The organism is Sphingobacterium sp. ML3W, from assembly GCF_029542085.1.
Classification (GTDB): domain Bacteria; phylum Bacteroidota; class Bacteroidia; order Sphingobacteriales; family Sphingobacteriaceae; genus Sphingobacterium.
In genome coordinates, this window is the sequence record NZ_CP107036.1 from 1914997 (window position 1) to 1938425 (window position 23429).

The following is a 23429-nucleotide window of genomic DNA, read 5'->3' on the forward strand; positions in this document are numbered from 1 at the left end:
AACAAAAACCTATAAAAAATCATTTAAAAACCAACCAAAAAACCCAAAACAAATCAAACTTAAAACCTTTTAGACATGAAAAAAATCTTAACATTTATTATTTTTTCAATAATTTTCATCAAAACATCAAAATCACAAGAAGAAAACAAGGAAAAATCAGTAGAAATATCAGGATCAGTAGATACCTACTGGAAATATGACTTCCAAAACAAACCAAATATCAACACTTACTTTACTGAAGACAATAATTCAGTTTCCATTGGCATGGTTGATCTAGCCTTAAAGAAGAATTTTAAGAAAGCATCTTTTGTAGGAGAACTATCTTTTGGACCCCGCGGACAATATCGATCTATCGTAAATGGAGACGGCCAACCCGGAGACGACAAAAACAGCTTCCACATTCAAAATCTGTATGTAGGCTATAATCTAACGGACAAGCTCAATCTGACCGCCGGATTTATGGGAACATTTGTCGGATTTGAAGTCATTTCACCCACCTACAATTTTCATTACTCCACCTCCTATTTATTTGGTGCCGGCCCTTTTCAAGATGCCGGACTGAAAGCAACCTATAGTTTCTCCGACAAGTTTGCGCTGATGGTCGGTATATTTAATGATTGGAATGTATACCAAGATATAAACGGCGTATCACATGTCGGTTCACAATTAACTTACAGACCTAACGATAAAGGAAGCTTTTACCTCAACTTCTTAACAGGATCGTCTGCGGGTGGAAAAGAAAACTACAGCTCAGGCACACTCGTAGATTTCGTCGGAAATTATGATTTCACACCAAAATTCTTTCTCGGCGTAAATGCCACACATTATAAGAGAAGAGCCGAAGGTGGTTACACTGGGATAGCACTCTATCCAAGGGTTCATCTCTCCGAGCATTTTGGAATAGGATTACGTGAGGAGTTCTTCCAAACGCACAAAGAGGAAAGCAATGGCATCCCAAGTTCAAATATGCTAGCAACTACCTTGACAGCCGAATACAACTACCACGGCTTCAAATTCATTCCCGAAATTAGATTTGACAAAAGCAATACCGAAAAATTCATAAAGAATGACCTATCCCCAACAAAATCGGCCGGACAATTTTTGTTAGCATGTGTATATAGCTTCTAAATAAAGTATTATCCACACTCTTTTTTACCTATAAATGCTTGCAAGAATGATTTCATATCCTCGCGAAATCAATTAGATATCCATTAAATACAATCTCTGCAAATAGAAAAAGCGGATCTTTTGGATCCGCTTTTTTATCTCTCCTCTCATATCTAGAATCTCAAGTCTAGAATCTCACCTCCCCCCATTACCTTACACTAACCGCAACATGTCGGTCTAAAATCCGGTCTGTCTCTGGTGCATCTGCAGGGTATTTTGCAAATTGCGAGCCATAACCCTCCGCTCCGGTCACCTGTTTAGACAGCCCCGCCTTGTCCAGGTAATCCTTCACCGCATTTGCCCGATCCAACGATAATTTTTTATTATACTCTTCATTTCCGGTTTTATCTGTATAACCACCAATTTTCACATTGGCAGCAGGGAAAGCTTTGAGAATCTCAGCCAGATTACTGAGCTGAGCCTGGCTTTCAGGTAATACTTTCGCAGTACCGGTTTCAAAATTCAGGTTATCAAAATCAAACCAAGTATTTTTCAATGAATCTTCTCCCAAAGATTTATAGTCGGATTTTAAAAATTGTACCAACCGATCTTCTATACCACTTTTAAATGCCCCCAGCTTCCCTCCATTCGGCAACATCACATCCAAATGCTCACGATCAATCTGACTGGCCGTACCATTTCCCATTGTATTTCCTGAGTCCACCTGCCCCTGATTGACACTGCTATCTGTAACACCAACATTTTTATTACCACTACAGCCTTTTCCAAACAAAAACCAGAGCAATGCAATAACGATCAAAGCAACCAAAATCTTCCACCAGCCTCCGCCAGATGAAACGGTCGATGCTGCCGCCGCTCTGGCTCCATCTGCTCTAGGCAATGCCAACGGCTCCTTATGTGCTTCCAGCTCCGTGGCCGGATTTATAACCGTTGCTCCAGGATGGTTTTCGATATGTTTTACGGGTTCTTCCACGGGAGGTTCTGGTACGACTTCTTCAGGTGCAGAAAAATGACCTCCATCAAATAATTTCCCAAAAGCACCCAAACCCAATCCTGCAGGAATAGCGGCAGCAAAAGCTGTTTTATTATCCTGCAAAGTTTTATTTATGGTATTCGCATCCCACTGTTGACCTCTATTAGTCAAACTTGAAAATATAGCTGGCAAGGACAAACCCATCAATTTCTGCACCGACTCAGCGCTGAACCCCAGATAACCTGCCACTGTACCCAATACGGTCTCTAGACCACCACCAAATATTGAATTCAGCATATTGCTGTTTCCGGAACTTCCAGATTCACCTGGCTGCCCTTCGGCACCTGAACCAGCTTCCTGACCGCCCAGAAGTTGGTTCAGGTCAAAATTCGAAAAACGCTGTTTCGCCTGCTCTAGAATTGTAGAAATCCCACCACCGCCTTCCGTCTGTTGGCTTAATCCCAAAAACAAAGAGGGAACAACAACATTTAAGCCCTGTTTTACCTGTTCATTATCCTGGTTTAAACTTTGCCCGATTCGAGTAAGAATCTCGTCATCAAAAAAGTCTTTCGCTGATTTTAAAAGCTGATTTTCCATAATCTTTGTTTATTAATTGTTTACATATAAAACATTAACAAACAAAGCCTTAATTTGTTCACATCATGCTATCCAACATCAAAACTCTCCTGACAGCCACTTTGGAATGACGAACTCTTCGGCCAGATGTGCCAACTGATAATCTTGCCAATTGCTCTTATTGATCCATTCTACTTCCTCCAGTTCGGCCTGTGGTTGAAAATCAAGTTTCATAGCGAGTTTGATCAAATAAATATACCCTTCTACCAGCGTATCACGCTCATTCACCGCCTGCGTCACATGCCGACCAATAAACTGCAATGTCGCAGGCTCTGTATCAAACTGCAACTCTTCCCGGAGTTCCCGAACCAAGGCTTCCGAATCGCTTTCTCCCACAGCAATCTTACCGCCGGGCAATTGAAAATATTTTGATCCCTTTTTCCTAACCAACAACAGCTCCCCTTCGGGGTTCAGCATCATAGCCGAACAAATTACAATCCTATGCATACTTTTTACTTGAAATTACAAAACTAACTTTTTGTCAATCATTTAAAAAATGTGTTTTATTCTTATATTTAAAGAACAAAACAATAATTTACATAATCCATATATGCATCAAGGATTAACATGTCTCGTATTTAGCCTATTATTTCTATCGTTGGGCTGCCAGCAGGAAAAGAAGAATACAGCAGAAAAAGAGCAACCAATTAGACATCAAGACACTGTCACTGCTAAAAAACAGGAAGAAAAGCCTAAAGTAGTGACAGCAGCAGATATTATGATAAAAAAAGATCTGCTTTACAAAAAATACACACTTGAAGATACCTACCCCTATAGGGATACCACGCGTAGCTTTCAATGGGACAAAATAAAGGAACGTCTAGCCTATGTTGAAAATTTTCAGCAGACGCCCTCATTGTACGCCGTCCTTCAAAACTATCAAAATGAAAAAGGTGAGGCACCTACAATTAAAGATTTCAAACGGGATTCTTACAAACGTGTGTCGGATAGTTTCAATGTCGAGCGTTATCAGGCAGCACCATTGTATGACCCAACAACAGACAAACCGGTACGTTACGGACGCGACGGATGGTTGGTCCGTTTAAAGGGGTCAGACACCTTAGCGCGGGTACCTATTGCCGGTGTATCATTTGAAGGGGAATATACCGTCCCCAAGCGCTATCTGCGACTGATAAGCGATAGTGTACAATTTAACATTATTAATGTTGTTGATGTCAAGAACCAAAACATCTGCACATTGGAAAAAGTGGGCAAAGAGTGGCTCGTGCGTAGCATGAACCCTGTTACCAGTGGCCGACACAAACCGCCGCATGCCCAAGAAACACCCACCGGACTTTTTGTCGTCCAGGAACACAAATCAAAAATGTTCTATTTTGAAGATGGCACACGCACCTATGGCGGATTTGCTCCCTATGCGACCCGGTTTACCGCTGGAGCCTATATTCATGGTGTACCGGTCAATAATCCAAACGGTAGCATCATCGAATACAGTGAAAGTTTGGGCACAACCCCTAAGTCACATATGTGTGTCAGAAATGCGTCATCTCACGCTCAATTTGTCTATAAACGGTCAAAAGACCTTTCCTCCTTGGTCATTGTTATTGATTAACAATATTTAACATTCTGTAAATCAAATATGTATTAACTTTAATAATTATTTTTGTAAACATCTACACAGAAAAGGGAGGAGAATGGGAAATACGATTATGTTTCTTTTAATGGCACTTAATACAGCATTGTCATCAAAAGAAGAATTAAAAACAACAGATCAACAAACCAACACCCATCATATAAATGTAGAACGTCAACGGACAGCCGTTGATTCTTTATATGATGAAATGAATCTAGGCCCAGTATTAAAATACGAGGCATTTCGACAAGCAATGGAAGGTAGAAAAGAGCTTTCCATCCACAACAAAGATATTATGACAGTCATCGACTTTTCCATGGCATCCACGGAAAAAAGACTTGTTGTACTTGATCTGGAACACAAAAAAGTGCTTTTTAACACCTTGGTATCACACGGAAAAAATAGTGGTGAAAATTATGCTACAAATTTTTCGAATCAGCAAGAGTCATTAAAAAGCTCATTGGGATTTTTTGTTACCGAAAACACCTATAACGGTGAAAATGGCTACTCCTTGGTATTGGATGGCCTTGAAGAAGGTATAAATGACAATGCCAAAGCACGATATGTGGTTATGCATGGCGCAGATTACTGCAGCACAGGTACTATATCAAGCTTGGGAAGGTTAGGCAAAAGCTACGGATGCCCTGCGGTTCCCCGGGAATATGCCGGACCGATCATCAACACAATAAAGGATGGAACACTCCTGTTTATCTATGCGGACAATCCCGACTATCTTGCGAAAACGCACCTGATCCATCAACCAAATGTATTGATGGCGCAATTCAATCGAAAACAACGACTTGAAAACACGGATGAAGGTTAATTAAGGAAAATTTAAAATGTAAAAACGAAACCCGAGAATTGGCTATTTAAAATTAGATTCGAAAGGGTTACAAACAAAATTCATAAAAATGGGATGTCCAGATCTTCACTGGACATCCCATTTTTATTATATTTTTAAGGACCAAAAGGACCACACATAAAATAGCTATACCATACAGCCTAGGATTTATGCTTTTTCTTAAATTTTAACATCCAGTCATAGATCGCATCATCGTGAAATAAGCGTTCTACACTACCATGTGTCCCTCCTTTTATCACATTTAAGCTCACATCAGCTTCAGGGTCCGCCTTTTTTATGGCTTTCATAATTTTTCTGGATTCTGAAATGGGTACTGCACGATCAGCTGTTCCATGATGTAGCCAAATTGGAACCTGCGTCAGGTTGGAAGCATATTGGCTCGATCCACCACCACAAATCGCCACTGCTGCAGCTATCCGCTCTGGATATTTTCCGGCAACATCCATGGTCCCATAACCGCCCATACTCATACCGCAGACGTAAATACGGTCAGGATCAGCATTGTAATGCGCGATAACATAATCAACGATCTCCATCACTTTATCCGGATCCCAACCACCGCGGGATTGCGGAGCAACGATAATTCCGGGCACCTCCTGCCCTTTATTAATCGCATACAGTACTCCGTAACGTTTTACCCGATCCAAATTCGTACCTGATAGACTTCTACCATGCAAAAACACAAAGACAGGTTGTTTTTCCGAGGTTTCATCATCGGCATCAGCTTCTTTCAATAGAAAAGGATAAGCTGTTTCCCCTTTGATCGCTTCTATTTCCTGCGCATTTATCTTCATCAAAAACAGAAAGAAAACACACAAAGACAGGTAAATTTTACGCATAAATTTATTTTATCTACGATTACTTAGCTTAATTTTGGAGGACTAAAAATACAATTAAACTATTTTTACCTGCCGCATTTAACAACTTTTAACATTTTCAATGCATCAAACTATGCTCTTCAAACCTGTGTTCCTACAAATTTGGTCTGATATGCAATTATAATTGCATATCAGACCAAATTTATCTTAGTTTGTACTATTACGTAAAAAAACAAGGGCTCATCATGAAAATACTGCATACTGCCGATTGGCATTTAGGGAAACGACTGGATAGCTTCTCTCGGATGGACGAACAACTTTTGGTCATGGAGGAGATTATTCAGCTCGCAGACCAGCAAGAGGTCGACCTGGTTCTTATCGCAGGAGATCTTTTTGATACGTTCAATCCCGGTGTAGAGGCTATCGAGTTATTTTACAAAACGATCAAACGATTGGTAAAAAATGGTACCCGACCTGTTATCGCTATCGCTGGAAACCACGATTCACCCAATTTGATTGATGCACCAAACCCTTTAGCCCGGGCATCTGGCATTATTCTCATCGGTCACCCAAATGCGCTTGTAACGCCATTTACAGCCGAAGGTTTTTCCGTCCTACGTTCAGACAATGGTTTTATCGAGTTGAGCCTGGAAGGCTATAACTATCCGATCCGGATACTCCATACCGCCTATGCCAATGAAATTCGGCTTAAACAATATCTTGGTGAAGACAAAGAAGTTCGTTTAAATAAAGCATTGGCCGAAAATTGGCAAAAATTAGCAGATACCTACTGTGACGAAAAGGGTGTCAATATACTGACAGCACACCTTTATATGAATAAAATTGGATCCCCATTAATCGACGAGCCTGATGGGGAAAAGCCAATTAAAATTGGAAATGCTGATCTGATCTATTCAGAATCCATCCCGGCTCAGATTCAATACACGGCACTCGGCCATATTCATGGATTCAAAAATATCGGCTCTCCGGAAAAACCTGTTGTATACGCCTCATCTCCCCTTTGCTATAGCTTCGCCGAAGCTGGCCAGACCAAATACATAAGCATTGTCAATGCTCTACCCGGTGCACATGTCACATTTGATCGCATTGCACTCCGACAAGGAAAACCTTTAGTCCGAAAATCCTTTGACGATATCGACCATTGTATTACTTGGCTCTCCGAGCATCCAGAAACATTAGTGGAATTAACGCTCAAATCCGAAACCTTCCTAAAAGCCGAAGACCGTAAACTGATTTATCAGACACATCCGGGTATCGTCTATTTAATTCCGGTTGTGCAGCACGACAAACAAAACCCACTTGATGCAAAAGAAATTAATCTGACCCAAGATATATCTGCACTTTTTCAGGATTATTTCAAATCCAAAAATGCCAACCAGGCACCCAATGACGATATCCTCAACCTTTTTCGCGAAATACTAAATTCTTAAGCCCATGATCCCTTTAAAGTTAACTGTAGAAGGTATATATTCCTATCAAGAACGTCAGACAATAGATTTCACAGCATTGACAGATGCCGGTCTTTTTGGGATATTTGGTGCTGTTGGATCTGGTAAGTCATCTATTTTGGAAGCAATCACCTATGCCTTATATGGTGAAACGGAACGGTTAAATGCGCGCGATAAACGCACTTACAATATGATGAATCTGAAATCAAACCGTTCCTATATCGAATTGGATTTCATCAACTTCGAAAACCGCACATTCAAAGTAACAAGGGAATTTAAACGCAATTCCAAAAATTTTGAGGATGTCAAATCTCCTACGGTTGTATTATATGAAAATATCAATGAACAATGGGTTCCATTGGAAAGCAGTAACACACAATCGATCATTGGATTAAGTTACGAGAATTTCAAAAGAACAATCATCATTCCCCAGGGGCAATTTAAGGAGTTCATTGAGCTGGGTGCAAAGGAACGAACCGATATGATGAAAGAAATCTTTCAGCTCCATCGTTTCGATTTGCAAGACAAAGTTGCTGCCCTTTATAAAAAAAATCAATCCGAACTGGATCAGCTCAATGGTCAGTTGATGGGGTTCGAAGAGATCAGCAGTGAGCGTATCATCGCGACACGTGACAAGCTGAATGAAGAGCGAGAATCTTTCAGCAAGGCGCAGCATACAAACAAGCTACTTCAGGAGAAATTTCAGGCATTGAAAAATGTGAAAGAAGATTTTCTGGAATTGAGCAAAATGAAGTCTCTATTTCAACAGCTGACTGATCAGCAAGCCGCAAAGGAAACTTTGCGCCAACGTATGATACGCTTTGAAGAAGCGCATACAAGCTTTTTTCACATCCTCCAGACACAGGAGAAATTGAATCAGGAAAATGTCCAGGAACAAAGCAGATTGCAGCTTGAGGGAGCGAAGTCTGCCGAAATCCAACAAACTACACAACAGGTATCGCAGCAATTGCAACAGGTTAAACCACAATATGAGCGACTAGCAGAACGACGGGTAAGCGAATTGGATTTGGAACTCATTCTACAGCTGATCAATTTTTCAACTGAAATAAAAGGTTTAAAAGAAAGCGCGCAGAAAGGTCGGGATTTCGTCCAAAAAGCTAAGGAGCAACACGTGCTATGTAAAAACAACATTCAGGAAACCGAAACCCTACTTCTTCGACTAAAACAATCGAAACCGTCGGCTAATGAGCTGATGGAGCTGGGACAATGGTACACCAAACAGCAGGCTATCCAACAACAGGAGAGCGAACTCAACCATCAACTCCTGGAGCTAAAAGTTTCCATAACCGATCTACAAGGTGATTTGCAAAGTAAAAACTTCGACCCTGCCGGGTTTGATTCAGCTTATACAGCCGAATTGCTGGAACTTGAAACCCGACTCAGCATATTGAACGACGAGAAAGCACACCTTCTGTTGCAACAAAAGCTCACACAATTCGCGGAAAACCTAAGTGCGGGTTCCCCCTGCCCCTTATGTGGAGCCCTGGAACACCCTGCTATCGCGGAAGGAATAGATATCACACAAGAGCTGACAGAAAACCAACGGGCGACAGCAGAAATCAATGCGCGCATAAAATCCAAGGGTGATCAAAAATTTGAGATTGAAAAGCTCCTACTCCGCCTACAATCCCTACAGGTGCAACAAAATGATCTCACAAGCAAGATCCAGGCAAACAAATCTCAGAAGGCCACTCACCTACTCCAATTTACCTGGGCAGCGTACAGCAGCACCGATGAGTCAATTTATACACAGAAAAAACAAGAGCTTTCCAACATCGAAGCCCAGATCATAGCAACAGAACAGATCGCAACGACCCATCAGACCACATTGGCAGATATAGAGAGCAAGCTGGAAAGAGCAAATGTAAAATTAAGTGGTCTTGAAATTGAGGAAGCGCAAAAGCAAACCCAGATCAATCAAAATATAGACCACTTAAAACACTTGAACTGGACAGACTATCAATCCCGGGAGAAAGCTACGGTCGAAAACGAATTTCATACACTAAAAGCGGAAAATCTTCGTATAGAACAGGATTATAATACCTTGACAGATCGCTTAAATAAGCTAAACAGTCAGTTTGCTGCACAAAATAGCCTAGTTCAATCCATTCAAGAACGGATTATCAAAATAAAGTCTGAAATCCTACACCTTGACACGACTATCGAACAACTCCTCCAGGCTTCTGTATTCAACACGATAGATCAAGTAAAAGAGACATTAGCGGAGAATCTACCTGTACAGAAAATACGCGCGGAACTGGAACAGTTTCAAATCCAATTTGAAACACTGAAAGCACAGATCATGCAATTAGACAAAAAGTTAGCAGATAAAGTCTACGATGAGGCAGCCTTTATGAAGGAAGAAGCTGCTTTGGAAGAAAGCTCCCATCATCTTAAAATCCTGACAGAGAACGTCGCTAAATGCGAGCAGGAGTTGAATCAATTGGAGACGGCCTACGAAAAAAAGGAAACCTTACTGCAACAACAAGCACAATCAAACCTTCGTAATGACAATCTTAAACAGTTATTTAACCTGTTTAAGGGGGCGGGATTTGTGCAGTATGTTTCATCAATCTATCTGCGGCAGCTCTGTGATCATGCCAATATCCGTTTTCACCGAATGACACGAAACCAGTTAAGTTTACAGATTAATGAAAACAATGAATTTGAAATCATTGATTATCTGAATGAAGGCAAAAGCCGGAGTGTAAAAACACTCTCTGGTGGTCAAGCTTTTCAGGTATCCCTGAGTCTTGCGCTGGCCCTAGCTGAAAGTGTACAGTCCAATACCAAAGCCGCTAAAAATTTCTTTTTTATCGATGAAGGCTTTGGCACCCAAGATATCGCTTCTGTCAATATTGTCTTCGAAACCTTACTTGACCTGCACAAAGAAAATCGAATCGTCGGTATTATCTCGCATGTTGAAGAATTGAAAGAACGGATACCAATATCACTTTCCATCGAAAAGGATGAAGAACATGGCAGTCAAATTTTCATTAATTAATTGTAAATCCCAAAGTAATTTTGTAGATTAGTTATAGCGACAGTAGCCAAAAAACTGTCGCTATAACCAAAAAACAAAAGATTATGGGCTTATTTTCAAACAACAGAAAAGGAAAAGGGTCTCATCCTTTTTTTCATAAAACAGCTAAATCGACAATTCATTTAGCGGCAGAAAACAACAATCAATCCGCTGAACATCGGACAACCTCATCTATGCTCTTTGTCAAGCAATATGATATTATGCGTATCTTAAAGGAGATTTTAATGCCGCAGAACCAAAATTAGTTTTTGGTAAAAATCCGTATGGCTCAGGTAGTGAGGAAATATCTAGCCCTACCCCTGCTATGATCTCTATCTGGTCTATGCTGTTATGCTTAATCTATTACTATTCTCGCAACCAAAATATTAATCTAGCCTTATACAAGAGAAAAAGAGACCATCGGGCCAGATAGACATTCCTATCCATTCTGGTGATCGTCAAGGACCTACTTTCTAGCTTTACTGCTCTAAAAAAGAAATTAAAAAAATCATTGAAATTCTAAAAAAGTAAGTTTAATTTAACAATATAAAACATTTATAAAAAAATATTGTCATACGTAAAATAGAAATTAAAGCGGTACTTATTCCAGACACATGAAATACAAACAGATAAACAACAACTCCATTAACCAGATTATGCTTATCATCATTATTTTGCTGATATGCATTTTGATATTTACGAGTCTTTTCTATTATCTTCCGGGCTTTTTGGGCGCTATAACACTATATGTCCTCTTCCGGAAAATTAACTTTAAACTGACAGAAGAGAGAAGATGGAAGAAATCTCTTGCGAGTCTCTTACTAATTCTACTTACAATTGTATTCCTAGTCGGTCCGCTCTATTTACTGATCAATTATATGGTGCCACAGGTGACTGAGGCAATTAATAATAAAGAGGAGATTATGGAAAAATTTGATTCCATTAAAACCTATTTCAAAGATAGCCCTTATCTCAACAATATTGATTTATCTGACACCGCATTGATGGGGGCACTCCAACGGGCGGCCAAGTTTATCCCCAATATACTGAATTCAGTAGCCGAAGTAGGTGTCAATGTTTTAGTCGCATTATTTGTACTTTACTTTATGTTGGTCAGCAGCAAGCAATTGGAACGGACAATATACAATGCCATTCCGTTTTCTCCGGGAAGTAAAGCAGAGTTATGGCAAGAGTTTGACATGATGGTCAAATCAAATGCCATTGGTATTCCAATCCTCGCGATGTGCCAAGGTGTAGTTGCCGGTCTAGGTTATTGGTTTTTCGGTTTGGAAAGTCCCATTTTTCTGGCCATTCTAACTGCTGTCTCTACCATTATCCCTATCTTGGGTACGATGGTAGTCTATCTCCCTGCGGCCATATTTTTGTTAGCAAATGGGCAATCCGGCAACGCCATAGGGCTAGCACTTTATGGTATCATTATCATTGGAAGTATTGATAATATTCTTCGCTTTACAATTTTGAAAAAACTTGGCGATGTCCATCCCTTAATAACCGTTTTTGGGGTATTATTGGGATTAAATCTCTTTGGTATGTTAGGATTGATATTTGGTCCCCTTATTCTATCCTGTGTGGGAGTCTTACTCAAGGTATATAGCAACGAATTTGGTCGAAGTACACCGGAAATCATACAATCTACGTCATTGATAGAACCCAATAGTCCCAGCAACACCACCGATACGACGGAATAGTATAAAATTAGGAGACATATTGCAGTGGGAAGCATCGAAGATGATAACCAGTAAACTGTCATAACTTGAGTTTGGACACTGCATAATCCCATTTTTTTTATAGTTTTGATTCTTCAATGGCATCGTTGTGGAATGATCTATCTTCGGCTCAAGCTGAACGGTATAAATGCATTCTGTTAGCGCGCCTAAAAAGAATAGAAGAAATCACTAAAACTGATTTAAAATCAAAGGTAGTCTATGAACAAAAAAATAATCTTAGGAGTAACTGCTATGCTCACGGCAGGCATGCTTTATTCATGTAACAACAAGGGCAATCAAAAGACAGCTGGTACGGAAAGTAGTACCGCAGAAAATACGGCTGAAAGTCATGACCATGCGGGTAACGACCACGCCGGTCATGATCATGCGCAAACTGCCCCTACCCAATCTTCTGGTCCGGCTGCAATTCTTCCTAATTTCACTTTTTACCAACTTCGATCCGGCATACGTGTCAGCAATGAGAATCTTGCTAAAGATAAGAATACAGTCTTCATCTTATTTGATCCGGGATGTAGCCATTGTCAGCACGAAGCAACTGAGCTCGAAAAAAATATTGACCGCATAAAAGATGTCAATATCTTTTATATTTCCATGAATGATCCAGCATTGGTATTAGGATTCTTCGATAGCTTCGCACCAAAGCTATCCAAATCTTCCAATGTGGAAGTCTTGATTGACAAAGATCAAACCTTTATCCAAAATATACATGTCCCTTCACAGTTCCCAGCAAATTATGTCTATGGTGCTGACGGAAAACTGAAAGCACATTGGGAAGGTGAGAAAAATATCAATGAGGCGATAAGCCAATTTCATAAATAAGCTGAAATGCTCAACATAGCGATAAACGGATTTGGACGCATCGGAAGAAACACTTTACGTAATATTTTTCTTCGCGATGCTTTTGATCAATTGCAGGTGGTCGCCATCAATGATTTGGCTGATACCAAGACTTTGGCCCATTTATTCAAGTATGATTCGGTACATGGACCATTCTCTGGCACGGTCACACACGACGAACATCATATTATCGTGAATGGCCATTCCATTCTGGTTACCAATGAAAGAGATCCCGCCCTACTACCTTGGAAATCCTTACATATTGATGTTGTTGTTGAATCTACGGGGCATTTTACGAACCGTGAAAAAGCAACGCTTCATCTAACAGCAGGTGCAAAAAAAGTTATTATCTCAGCTCCGCCAACAGACAAGGATATTGCAACAGTCGTATTGGGTATCAACGATAATGCTGTCGATCTCTCGGCTTCAATCCTGTCCAATGCCTCATGTACAACAAACAACGTCGCCCCACTGGTTAAAATATTAGACGATAATTGGGGGATAAAAGACGGATATATCACTACGGTGCACTCCATGACAGGAGATCAAAACCTACATGATGCACCACACAAAGATTTGCGACGGGCACGTGCAGCCTCTTCGGCTATCATACCGACAACTACAGGTGCCGCCAAAGCGATTACCAATGTCTTTCCACATCTACAGAATAAGTTGGGTGGAGCAGGTATACGTGTTCCTGTGCTGAATGGTTCGTTAACAGATTTTACCTGTACGTTAGAAAAAGAAACAACGGTTGAAGAAATCAACAAAGCTTTTAAAGCTGCAGCGGAAAACGAATTAAAGCAGGTGTTGTTTTATACAGAAGACCCAATCGTGTCTGTTGATATAATAAACAATCCCTATTCTTGTGTTTTCGATGCGCAATTGACTTCGGTTGTGGGTGGATTAGTGAAAGTTGTGGGTTGGTATGACAATGAATTTGGCTATTCCAATCGTTTGGTGGACCTCCTGATTAAGATTGACCAGCTTGTTTAATCCAACCAGCTGAAAATAAAGAAAGCCCGTATCCTAAAAATACGGGCTTTTTGTTTAAAACTTTTACAGGCCTGTTTGCGACGTATCAGCACTATAGCCCGCGCACAGATAAAGTACGAGAAAAGCACTTTTCGCTTTGTTTAATATCAATCAATAGTTACTATCCCACACATGATTATTTCGAGTAATCAGTATCCTAAGTGTACCGTTTGTCACTTAGAGTACTCGTTGGCCGTATACCCTGTTTCTGGGATGATACTAGTATATTAGTACAATATACGTGTAATATCTTTACAATTCCCGTTCTACTCCCAAGCCGAAAAGTGCAAAATCATATTTTACCGGATCATTGGGATCCAATAGACGAAGATTGCCTGTTAGCTCTTGTGCGGTCTTCCAGTTGACCTTTTCCAAGGTAATCAGTCCAAATTTTCGCGCTACACGTTCAACATGGACATCACAGGGACAGATGAGGTCTTTTGGTGACAAGCGGCTCCAAATTCCAAAATCTACTCCTTTATTATCCTTTCGGACCATCCAGCGTAAAAACATATTGATACGCTTGACAGTAGATTTTTGGGCCGGACTACTGATATGTTTACGCGTTCGGTGCGGATAGTCTGGCAGCGAAAAGAAATAGGTTTTAAATGCATTCAGCGCCTGCTCCAAATCCACCTCTTTTACCGTCTCCTGCCCTACCAAAAAAGCATCTTCTAAAGACGCAAAGTGGCTATAGTGATACCGAAAAAAAGCAACAAAATAAAGAATATCCGTATCATTGAATGTACGATGTTTAAAACCAAGCAGACTTTTGAGGTCCTGATCGCTATGGTTCATGATATAATCATAAGGCACGCAGTCCATTCTTGCGATCAATTCATTACACTTATTGATGATGGTTTTACGCTGTCCCCAAGCCATTATAGCAGCTAGGAATCCCGTAATCTCGATATCATTCTTGCTTGAAAATTGATGTGGAATGGATATGGGATCATTGGGAATAAAATTAGGTTGATTATATTCATCAACCTTTTTATCCAAAAAATCTTTTAAATTAAAATCAACAGCCATCGTCTCTGATTATCGTCCTGTCTGTAATATACCTTTACAGATATTTGCGATCAACCCCGGCCCTTCATAGATAAATCCGGTATATACCTGAATAAGACTAGCTCCGGCATCAAGTTTTTCAATAGCATCTTTGGCTGAATGAATACCACCAACACCAATGATCGGAAATGCTTTATTGGATTTTTCGCTGAGATAGCGGATTACTTCAGTTGAACGCTTGGTCAACGGGCGTCCACTGACCCCTCCAGCCTCTTGTGTCAAATCCTGTTGACTCTTTAAGCCTTCTCTTGAAATCGTGGTATTGGTAGCGATAACTCCTGCAATCTGTGTCTCCATGACGATCTCAACGATATCATCCAGTTGACTATCAGTTAAATCGGGTGCAATCTTAAGCAGAATTGGCTTAGGAGCTGATTTTGCTTTATTCAGATCCTGTAATGTGTTTAATATATTTTTTAACGGTTCCTTTTCCTGCAAATCCCTTAAGCCTGGTGTATTTGGTGAACTGACATTGACGACAAAGTAATCTACATAATCAAAGAGTGCATTGAAGCAATAAATATAGTCGTTTACCGCTTCTTCGTTTGGTGTCACTTTATTTTTTCCAATGTTACCACCGATCAGAAGCCCTTTTCGGTCTTTTAGGTTCTTCAATCGGGTAGCAGCAACATCCGCACCCTGATTATTGAACCCCATGCGGTTGATCAGCGCTTCGTCTGGTACAAGGCGAAACATCCGTGGTTTATCATTCCCCGGTTGTGGTTTTGGTGTAACGGTTCCGATTTCAATAAAACCAAAACCTAAATTAGTCATGTCGGAGATATATTCGGCATTTTTATCGAAGCCCGCTGCCAGGCCTACTGGATTTTTAAATTTCAATCCAAAGACCTCACGTTCCAAGCGAGGATCTTCTACCGTAAAAATAGCATTCAATAATTGCTTGGCACCCCAAATTTTTGAGAAGACATTCAATCCGCTGGTCACTTTGTGGTGAGCCATCTCCGGATTCATTGTAAAGAATATAGGTTTGACTAATTTATACATAATCGCAAAGTTAGTCAAACAAGAAGAAATATTCATTACTTTTGTACTTTTGCATTTGAAATGATATCAATAAATAATTTAACATTTGAAATAGGATCCCGTGCGTTGTATGATGAGGCAAACTGGCACATCAAACCAGGTGATAAAGTAGGTTTAATTGGCGCCAATGGGGCTGGAAAATCAACCTTATTGCGTTTGATCGTTGGACAATATGCCCCAACTTCGGGAACAATTTCCATGGCAAAAGATTTAAAGATCGGTTACCTAAACCAGGACTTATTATCTTACCATTCGGACAAGAGCATTCTATACGTCGCTATGGAAGCGTTCGAACGTCAAAATCAACTACATGCCGAAATCGAAGACTTACTTGCGAAATTAGAAACAGATTATTCGGACGATATTCTCAATAGACTAAGCGATAGACAACTTGAATTTGAAGCGCTGGATGGCTATAATCTTGAATTTAAAGCACACGAGATCCTTGCCGGTCTAGGTTTTTCGGAAGAAGAACAAAAAAGGCCACTGGCTACATTCTCCGGGGGCTGGCGTATGCGTGTAATGCTTGCAAAAATTTTGTTGCAGACACCGGATATTCTATTATTGGATGAGCCGACCAACCACATGGACTTACCTTCCATCAAGTGGCTTGAGAATTACCTACAGGCATTTGATGGGGCAATCGTCATTGTATCACACGATAGGTACTTTCTGGACCGCATCATCAAAAAGACGGTGGAGTCGCGTAAAGGAAAATTAACACTTTATGCAGGTAACTACAGCTTCTACCTGGAAGAAAAGGAATTGAGAAACGAACTACAGGCCAACCAGTTCAAAAATCAGCAGGCTAAGATCAAACAGGAAGAACGACTTATTGAGCGTTTCCGTGCTAAAGCATCCAAAGCGAAAATGGCACAATCCCGGATTAAAGCTTTGGATCGAATGGAGAGAGTTGAAGATGTGGATGACGATAATCCAACGGTCAACTTTAGCTTTAAGTTTTCAAAACCTTCTGGCCGTCATGTGGTGACATTAGACAATATTTCTAAATCCTATCCGAACCTAGAGATATTAAAAAACACTTCTGCGATCATTGAAAAAGGTGATAAGATTGCTTTGATCGGAGCAAACGGAAAAGGTAAGTCTACCCTACTGCGTATTGTGGCTGGCACAGATAATCAGTTTGAGGGAAAAGCAGAACATGGACACAATGTGTCGCAAACGTTCTTTGCACAGCATCAGCTAGAGGCGCTCCATCTCGAGAACTCGATCTTAGCTGAACTACAAGCGTTTGCGCCAAAACATACAGAGACTGAATTACGTTCGATACTCGGTTGTTTCCTATTTACGGGCGACGATGCCTTCAAAAAAATCAAAGTGTTGTCTGGGGGTGAAAAATCCCGTGTAGCCCTTGCTAAGGCATTGACTGCAGACGCCAACTTCCTAGCGCTCGATGAGCCTACCAATCACTTGGATATGCAATCGGTCAATATTTTGATCCAGGCACTACAACAATTCGAGGGAACATGTATTGTTGTATCCCACGACCGTTATTTCTTGGATCACGTGGCCAACAAAATTTGGTATATCGAGGACAAGGAGATCAAAGAATATCCGGGCACCTATCAGGAATATGAAGAATGGGCAGCTAAGCGTGTTGTAAAAACAGAGGCAAAACCGGAGAAAAAAGTCAAAGAAGAGCCGAAGGTTAAAAAAGAGAAACAAACGCCATCTGAAGACCGGACACGATTACTGAGCAAAAAGAATAAAGAGCTTGCTGCATTGGAGAAAAAAGTCGAAGAACAGGAAATATTGGCCAAAGATTTAGAATTGAAACTGGCTGACGAAGCTGTATATTCGGATGCGACCAAGTTACAGGAAACTACGCGCGCGTACAATTCAGCTAAGGCCCAATTAACCCAGTACCAAGAGCAATGGGAGCAATTGGCCGAGGAAATTATGGAATTGGAAAATGATTAATTTTTTTGGCTTAAAATCAGCTTTTTAAGCAAACAGCTACGATTTTAAGCCAAAAAAATTTGCAGGAATAGGATTAAAGCCCTACTTTTGCATCACTTCAAACAAGGAACGGTAGTTCAAAAAAGAAGTACGATTCCGTAGCTCAGCTGGTAGAGCAATACACTTTTAATGTATGGGTCCTGGGTTCGAATCCCAGCGGGATCACAAAAGAAAAGCTAATCGAAAGATTAGCTTTTTTTGTTTAACAACATCAGGATTCGAAAGAAGGTCTTTTAGCTAAGCTAATTTCATCATAGGGGACTTATGAAGGATTTATATTTTCAGTATATTTACCATTGGGTTCGGTAAAATAATAACTAATGTATAACACTTTAATCGAATATATCAATTCGCGGGTCTCCAGACCTTTGGCAGCAAATGAAATTAACATTCTCAAAAATAATTTTGTACCACATAAACTCAGAAAACGACAGATCTTTTTACAGGAAGGTGATATAAGTAACCATATTGGATTTCTTGTCAAAGGCTCCATGAAAAAATACAGTACAGATACCAAAGGTTCTGAACATATAATGAGCCTCTATATTGAAGGCTGGTGGGTAGTCGATCGTGAGAGTTTTGCAAAACTCACTCCTTCTTCCTTTAATATTGAGGCTTGTGAAGGTACGGATTTACTTATCTTAACAAAGAGAGCCGCAGAAGAAGTATTCTCCCTTCCTATAATGAGTGAACTCATACGGCAGTTGGATGAAAATTATTCTTTTGCCAGCCAAAAAAGGATCAATGCCGCCATAAGTATGACAGCTGAAGAAAGATATAATATGCTTCTTGATAACTATCCTGAATTTGTGCAGCGATTTCCGCAACGCATGATTGCTTCGTATTTAGGTATCACGCAAGAAACCATTAGCAGGATCCGTTCTAGAGCTGTCAAAAAATAATCAGGATTGATTGACAATAGGAATTACCTTTGTCCCAATTAGTTCAATGGCTTTGAATATATCTTCTTTGCTAAGTCCTGGATTGTCCATCTGAAACGTAAATCTTGATATACCACCCAATGCCTCACTATGTCGTAAAATCTTTTCGGCAACTTCTTCGGGATTACCAATGACATAAGCACCGGTGGGCTCGGCCTGGGCCTCAAACATTTCTCGTGTAGGAGTAGACCACCCTCTCTCCTTGCCGATCTTACCCATCATTTCCTGGTACCCTGGAAAGTAAATATTCTTTGCTTTAATTGTTGTATCCGCCACAAAGCCTAGTGAATGTAGTCCTACTTTAAGCTTCGCCCTAGCATGTCCAGCTTTTTCTCCGGCCTCATAATATAAGTCTATCAGCGGACGGAAACGGTGGGTTTCACCTCCAATAACGGCCACCATCAATGGAAGCCCCAGTGCTCCAGCGCGTATAAAAGATTGCGGAGTTCCTCCTACCCCTATCCAAACGGGCAGCTGTTCCTGCACCGGCCTTGGATATATGGCCTGTTGTTTTAGTTCTGGGCGGAATTTCCCCTTCCAGGTTATAGTTTCATTATCACGGATTTCAAGAAGCAATTTAATCTTCTCTTCGAAAAGTGCATCATAATCTTGGATATTGAACCCAAATAAAGGAAATGAATCAATAAATGATCCTCTTCCAGCTACAATCTCAGCCCGGCCTTTTGAAATAATATCCAACGTGGCATATTCCTGAAATACCCTAACAGGATCTGCCGCACTTAGTACGGTAACCGCACTCGTTAGACGAATATGCTGAGTTCTTGCTGCCGCTGCCGCCAATATTACTGCTGGAGACTCATCCAAAAATTCTTTTCGATGATGCTCTCCCAGCCCAAAAACATGTAATCCGGCCTGATCCGCAAACGCTATCTTTGACAATAAAGCTTCCATAGCCATCATATTTTCCTCAGGACGCAACCCGTCATCATATGCACCAGTGGCAATAAAACTATCTATTCCTATTTCCATAATCATTAATTTAGTTTTGTAGACTTTCCATTATTGAAAAGCTAACCAAATTTCTATTTTTTGATGGTTCATAACGATGATCTATGTCAAAAAGAATGCCGACAAATCATAAAAAACATCTTCTATCTCAGGCAAAGAGACGCAGACTCATAATCCATATAGCCTTGCTGCCTCAATGTACATGAATGGTCGTCAAATTGGGTATCAGGAGGCAAAGTAGGTTTGACGGAACTCGATCCAATTATTTTCATTTTTGTATATTTAGAAGTAATTTAAGAAGCAACCATCATTTGGAAAATATAATAAACCATTTTGACAAGTATCTACCTCTTAATGATGAGGAAAAACAGGCTTTGATGAGTCGTGTTACGGAAAGGAAAATCAAACGCAGGCAATTTTTGTTGCAAGAAGGAGATGTATGTAAGTACTTTACTTATGTGCAAAGTGGCTGTTTTAAAATGTATGGTGTTGATGATAAGGGTATTGAACACAATCTTGTTTTTGCAGCGGAAAATGACTGGATCTCGGATATTGGTAGCTTACACAAAGAACTTCCTTCTAAATTGTTCATAGAAGCAATCGAACCGTCTATCGTATTACAAATATCTAAAGGAGATCTGTGGTACCTGTACAGCAACCATCCAAAGTTTGACCGGAACTTCCGTGTAATCATCGAAGATAAATATATCGAACTTCAAAATCGCTTATTGCAGGCATTTAGCTCCACCGCGCTCGATAGGTATGATCGTTTCATTACCCAATACCCGCATTTAGCCAATAGATTACCAAATACCCAAATTGCCTCTTATCTAGGCGTAACCCCCGAATTTCTGAGTAAAATAAAGAATGATAGATTTAAAAAATAGCTTTACCCTTAACCTATATTAAGGATATTTCTTAACTTATCTTATAAGCTTGGCTAAATTGTTTATTACAACTTTGTACTGTCAATAAAGGCAAACAACATTTAAAACATACAGTAATGAACACAACAAGTCAAAAAACAAAAGTCGCCATTATCGGTTTAGGAAATATTGGTAGAGCAATTGCATCCAATCTTGTAAAAGGTAACCATCCAGTTATTATTTCATCCCGCGAGATCAGTAAAGCGCAAAGTTTTGCTTCTGAATTGGGAATTTTAGCGACAGCCGAAGAAATAGCTAAAGCAATAGAAGATGCCAATGTAATCATTCCGACCATCTACTTTGACAAAATCAAGGATTTTTTAAGCCAATATGCATCAGAATTAAAAGGAAAAATAATTATTGATGTTTCCAATCCCATTGCTCCTGACGGTAATGGAGGCTTCAAAAAAATTATTGACAAAGATGTTTCTGCTGGTCAAGTTTTGTTGGATCTGATCCCAAAAGAAACACATTTTGTAAAAGCATTCGGTACATTGGGAGCTAATTCTTTGTCAGAAGTAGCGTTTACTGAACCTAATAGAAAGGTCCTTTTCTATGCCTCGGACAGCACAAACAGCAATAAACAAATAGAGGAACTTATTACCGATAGTGGTTTTGAACCACTACACATCGGTGGTATCAATCAATCTATCCGTATCGAGGTATTCGGCGATCTACATGAATTTGGTGCATTGGGCAAAACCGTAACGCTTGAAGAAGCTAAGAAGGCCCTTAACGCACAAAATAGGTAAAACAGCTCCTTAATCAGCACAAAAACGTTTCACCCCAGTATCAATAGCCGCAAAATAAGAAAAGCTAATCTTACGATTAGCTTTTCTTAACAGTAACTCCCCCGCTTTCCTTTGCGCGATCTAGTCAATAGACAATTCACTGTGTAGTAGAGCGATACTGCAACAGATCTATATACAGGAGTATTTTAAACTACATTCCAATTTTTATTTACTGTTATCTGGGGATTGCTTTGCAGGGCTTCATCTACTAAATTTAGTACTTTAAGAACATTTCCGCTCAAACGAAAACGATATGTTTCCTGTGCTGTTTGAATTTTTACTGTTGCACTGTACCCTCTGTAATGTGTTTGTGACACATGAATACTTGTTATGTCCTTAAAAGCAATGGTCGTTTGCTGCAGGTTTGTAAAAAAACGAACCATACCTTGTTTTACAACATAAGGTGGCATGAATTTTTCGTAAAAAGGAGCTTTGTTGTTGTTCTTTATTAGCTTTTCCATGTCTTTTTCAGAAAGTGTAATGATAAACTGCCGATAATTATCAGTATATCTTCTAATGAAAAGAATAGCTGGAATTACCATCAAGAGCAAACAGCAAAAAAATCCCAGGGCGTAAAGATAACTGTCAATTACCCTTGCATTATAACGATCTTCACCCAAAACTGCTCTGCCGTAAGATTATGTTTCCATCATAGTTATAATAAAAAAAATGATAGGAAGTATTACACTTACCGACAACATTATGCCGATAATTATCAAACTTCGGCGTTGTAGCTCGTTTATGAAAAAATTATTCATTGCCTTTTTGTTTATATTTCAACGTTTTCATTATGCCCTAAGAGTAGTCTCTATTTGAATATTCATTGTTTTTTTAACTGAGTTTCTAAACCAAAAATATCCATAGTGGCTTCCCTTCTCCCCCATCGACAATCAAATTCAGCTTAAATGTATGTTATTTCTTATTACAGATAATTAAAATTTAATATTCGAATGTCCCAGTTTACGATTCGCTTTAATGGAATATTTATTTGCACTGTTTATATCTATTTGAAGCCAGCAATAAGAGTACCACGGAAATAGTTGAGAAAAAACACGAAAACTAGTGATCATATTTTATAAAATCCATTTTATTCTATAAATTAAAAACCACCAAACGGCTCATTTTTAACAGAATAAATATTTTCATATGGATTTTTTATCACTTGAACCTTTATCCCTTCTGGCAAGGATTTTCAAAAATCAAAGCTATTGTTCCAAGAGCTTGGTTTTTCAATAACATGGGAAGAGGACAATCTTATCGGTTTCCAAAATGGAAATTGTAAATTCATATTACAACAATATGATAATGAAACATTCGCTCAAAATTTAATGCTAGCGGTTAAGATTGAAAATATGAATACCTTTTGGAGCGAGGTAACCCCAAAAAAACTTTCAGACAAGTTTGGCATCCCGGAAATTGGACAACCAATAAAACAACCATATGGTATAGAGGTCAACATTATTGACATTGCTGGAGTTTGTTGGCATTTTATTGAAGAGCAAATTTAAAATAAGGAAGAAAGATCGACTGGAAATGTAAAAAGGATCGGGCATAAAACAGATATGAG

General features: G+C 39.7%; 20 protein-coding genes, 1 tRNA gene and 1 pseudogene. 15 read left to right on the top strand and 7 right to left on the bottom strand.

Annotated elements, in window-relative coordinates; all coding sequences use genetic code 11:
- The first annotated feature begins 75 nt into the window (after positions 1-75).
- A complete protein-coding gene (locus tag OGI71_RS08200; protein ID WP_282254903.1) occupies positions 76-1128 on the top strand; it encodes an outer membrane beta-barrel protein in 1053 nt (350 codons plus the stop codon).
- Positions 1129-1315: 187 nt separating this feature from the next.
- Here the strand turns inward: OGI71_RS08200 and OGI71_RS08205 are convergent, their stop codons facing one another.
- Both OGI71_RS08205 and OGI71_RS08210 read right to left on the bottom strand, forming a co-directional pair.
- Positions 1316-2698, bottom strand: coding sequence for an OmpA family protein (locus OGI71_RS08205; protein WP_282254904.1), 1383 nt, complete (start codon positions 2696-2698; stop codon positions 1316-1318).
- A 78-nt stretch (positions 2699-2776) separates the two neighbouring features.
- Positions 2777-3184, bottom strand: a complete 408-nt coding sequence (locus OGI71_RS08210) for an NUDIX domain-containing protein (protein WP_282254905.1) — start codon at positions 3182-3184, stop codon at positions 2777-2779.
- A gap of 103 nt (positions 3185-3287) precedes the next feature.
- Between OGI71_RS08210 and OGI71_RS08215 the strand changes: the two genes are divergently transcribed.
- Both OGI71_RS08215 and OGI71_RS08220 read left to right on the top strand, forming a co-directional pair.
- Complete coding sequence (locus tag OGI71_RS08215) at positions 3288-4307, top strand: L,D-transpeptidase (protein WP_282254906.1); 1020 nt, start codon at positions 3288-3290, stop codon at positions 4305-4307.
- A gap of 82 nt (positions 4308-4389) precedes the next feature.
- The gene (locus OGI71_RS08220; protein WP_259178786.1) at positions 4390-5151 is read left to right on the top strand and encodes a murein L,D-transpeptidase catalytic domain family protein; all 762 of its coding nucleotides are present in this window, start codon (positions 4390-4392) and stop codon (positions 5149-5151) included.
- A 179-nt stretch (positions 5152-5330) separates the two neighbouring features.
- Here OGI71_RS08220 and OGI71_RS08225 read toward each other — a convergent pair whose 3' ends face one another.
- Complete coding sequence (locus tag OGI71_RS08225) at positions 5331-6029, bottom strand: prolyl oligopeptidase family serine peptidase (RefSeq protein ID WP_282254907.1); 699 nt, start codon at positions 6027-6029, stop codon at positions 5331-5333.
- Between the two features lie 224 nt (positions 6030-6253).
- Here OGI71_RS08225 and sbcD point away from each other — a divergent pair, with 224 nt between their 5' ends.
- The 6 genes from sbcD to gap all read left to right on the top strand — a co-directional run bounded on the left by sbcD (position 6254) and on the right by gap (position 14101).
- Positions 6254-7459: an exonuclease subunit SbcD gene (gene sbcD, locus OGI71_RS08230; RefSeq protein ID WP_282254908.1), complete on the top strand. Its 1206-nt coding sequence runs from the start codon at positions 6254-6256 to the stop codon at positions 7457-7459.
- A 4-nt stretch (positions 7460-7463) separates the two neighbouring features.
- Positions 7464-10502 (top strand): SMC family ATPase, encoded by a 3039-nt coding sequence (locus OGI71_RS08235; protein WP_282254909.1) that lies wholly within the window; start codon positions 7464-7466, stop codon positions 10500-10502.
- A gap of 83 nt (positions 10503-10585) precedes the next feature.
- Positions 10586-10786 (top strand): hypothetical protein, encoded by a 201-nt coding sequence (locus OGI71_RS08240; RefSeq protein WP_282254910.1) that lies wholly within the window; start codon positions 10586-10588, stop codon positions 10784-10786.
- Between the two features lie 348 nt (positions 10787-11134).
- On the top strand, positions 11135-12229 hold the full coding sequence (locus OGI71_RS08245; RefSeq protein WP_282254911.1) for an AI-2E family transporter: 1095 nt from the start codon (positions 11135-11137) through the stop codon (positions 12227-12229).
- Between the two features lie 237 nt (positions 12230-12466).
- The gene (locus OGI71_RS08250) at positions 12467-13087 is read left to right on the top strand and encodes a redoxin domain-containing protein (protein ID WP_282254912.1); all 621 of its coding nucleotides are present in this window, start codon (positions 12467-12469) and stop codon (positions 13085-13087) included.
- Between the two features lie 6 nt (positions 13088-13093).
- Positions 13094-14101 (top strand): type I glyceraldehyde-3-phosphate dehydrogenase, encoded by a 1008-nt coding sequence (gap, locus tag OGI71_RS08255; RefSeq protein WP_282254914.1) that lies wholly within the window; start codon positions 13094-13096, stop codon positions 14099-14101.
- Positions 14102-14392: 291 nt separating this feature from the next.
- Here gap and OGI71_RS08260 read toward each other — a convergent pair whose 3' ends face one another.
- Positions 14393-15172: a TIGR02757 family protein gene (locus tag OGI71_RS08260; RefSeq protein ID WP_282254915.1), complete on the bottom strand. Its 780-nt coding sequence runs from the start codon at positions 15170-15172 to the stop codon at positions 14393-14395.
- Positions 15173-15181: 9 nt separating this feature from the next.
- Positions 15182-16216: a quinone-dependent dihydroorotate dehydrogenase gene (locus OGI71_RS08265; protein WP_282254916.1), complete on the bottom strand. Its 1035-nt coding sequence runs from the start codon at positions 16214-16216 to the stop codon at positions 15182-15184.
- A gap of 60 nt (positions 16217-16276) precedes the next feature.
- Here OGI71_RS08265 and OGI71_RS08270 point away from each other — a divergent pair, with 60 nt between their 5' ends.
- The 3 genes from OGI71_RS08270 to OGI71_RS08280 all read left to right on the top strand — a co-directional run bounded on the left by OGI71_RS08270 (position 16277) and on the right by OGI71_RS08280 (position 19137).
- Positions 16277-18196 carry an ABC-F family ATP-binding cassette domain-containing protein gene (locus tag OGI71_RS08270; RefSeq protein WP_282254917.1) on the top strand — a complete coding sequence of 640 codons (1920 nt, stop codon included), beginning with the start codon at positions 16277-16279 and terminating at the stop codon, positions 18194-18196.
- 131 nt (positions 18197-18327) lie between these two features.
- Positions 18328-18400: transfer RNA gene (locus OGI71_RS08275), tRNA-Lys, on the top strand.
- A gap of 155 nt (positions 18401-18555) precedes the next feature.
- Positions 18556-19137, top strand: coding sequence for a Crp/Fnr family transcriptional regulator (locus OGI71_RS08280; protein ID WP_282254918.1), 582 nt, complete (start codon positions 18556-18558; stop codon positions 19135-19137).
- On the opposite strand, the gene OGI71_RS08285 is transcribed toward OGI71_RS08280, so the two are convergent.
- On the bottom strand, positions 19138-20166 hold the full coding sequence (locus OGI71_RS08285) for an LLM class flavin-dependent oxidoreductase (protein WP_282254919.1): 1029 nt from the start codon (positions 20164-20166) through the stop codon (positions 19138-19140).
- A 290-nt stretch (positions 20167-20456) separates the two neighbouring features.
- On the opposite strand from OGI71_RS08285, the gene OGI71_RS08290 reads away from it, so the two are divergent.
- Together OGI71_RS08290 and OGI71_RS08295 are read left to right on the top strand one after the other, a co-directional pair.
- Positions 20457-21032 carry a Crp/Fnr family transcriptional regulator gene (locus OGI71_RS08290; RefSeq protein WP_282254920.1) on the top strand — a complete coding sequence of 192 codons (576 nt, stop codon included), beginning with the start codon at positions 20457-20459 and terminating at the stop codon, positions 21030-21032.
- A gap of 98 nt (positions 21033-21130) precedes the next feature.
- Positions 21131-21823: pseudogene (locus tag OGI71_RS08295) on the top strand (NAD(P)-binding domain-containing protein); the annotation flags it as partial.
- Positions 21824-22008: 185 nt separating this feature from the next.
- Here the strand turns inward: OGI71_RS08295 and OGI71_RS08300 are convergent.
- On the bottom strand, positions 22009-22482 hold the full coding sequence (locus tag OGI71_RS08300) for a hypothetical protein (protein ID WP_282254922.1): 474 nt from the start codon (positions 22480-22482) through the stop codon (positions 22009-22011).
- Positions 22483-23070: 588 nt separating this feature from the next.
- Between OGI71_RS08300 and OGI71_RS08305 the strand changes: the two genes are divergently transcribed.
- Positions 23071-23370 (top strand): hypothetical protein, encoded by a 300-nt coding sequence (locus OGI71_RS08305; RefSeq protein WP_282254923.1) that lies wholly within the window; start codon positions 23071-23073, stop codon positions 23368-23370.
- Positions 23371-23429 lie beyond the last annotated feature (59 nt).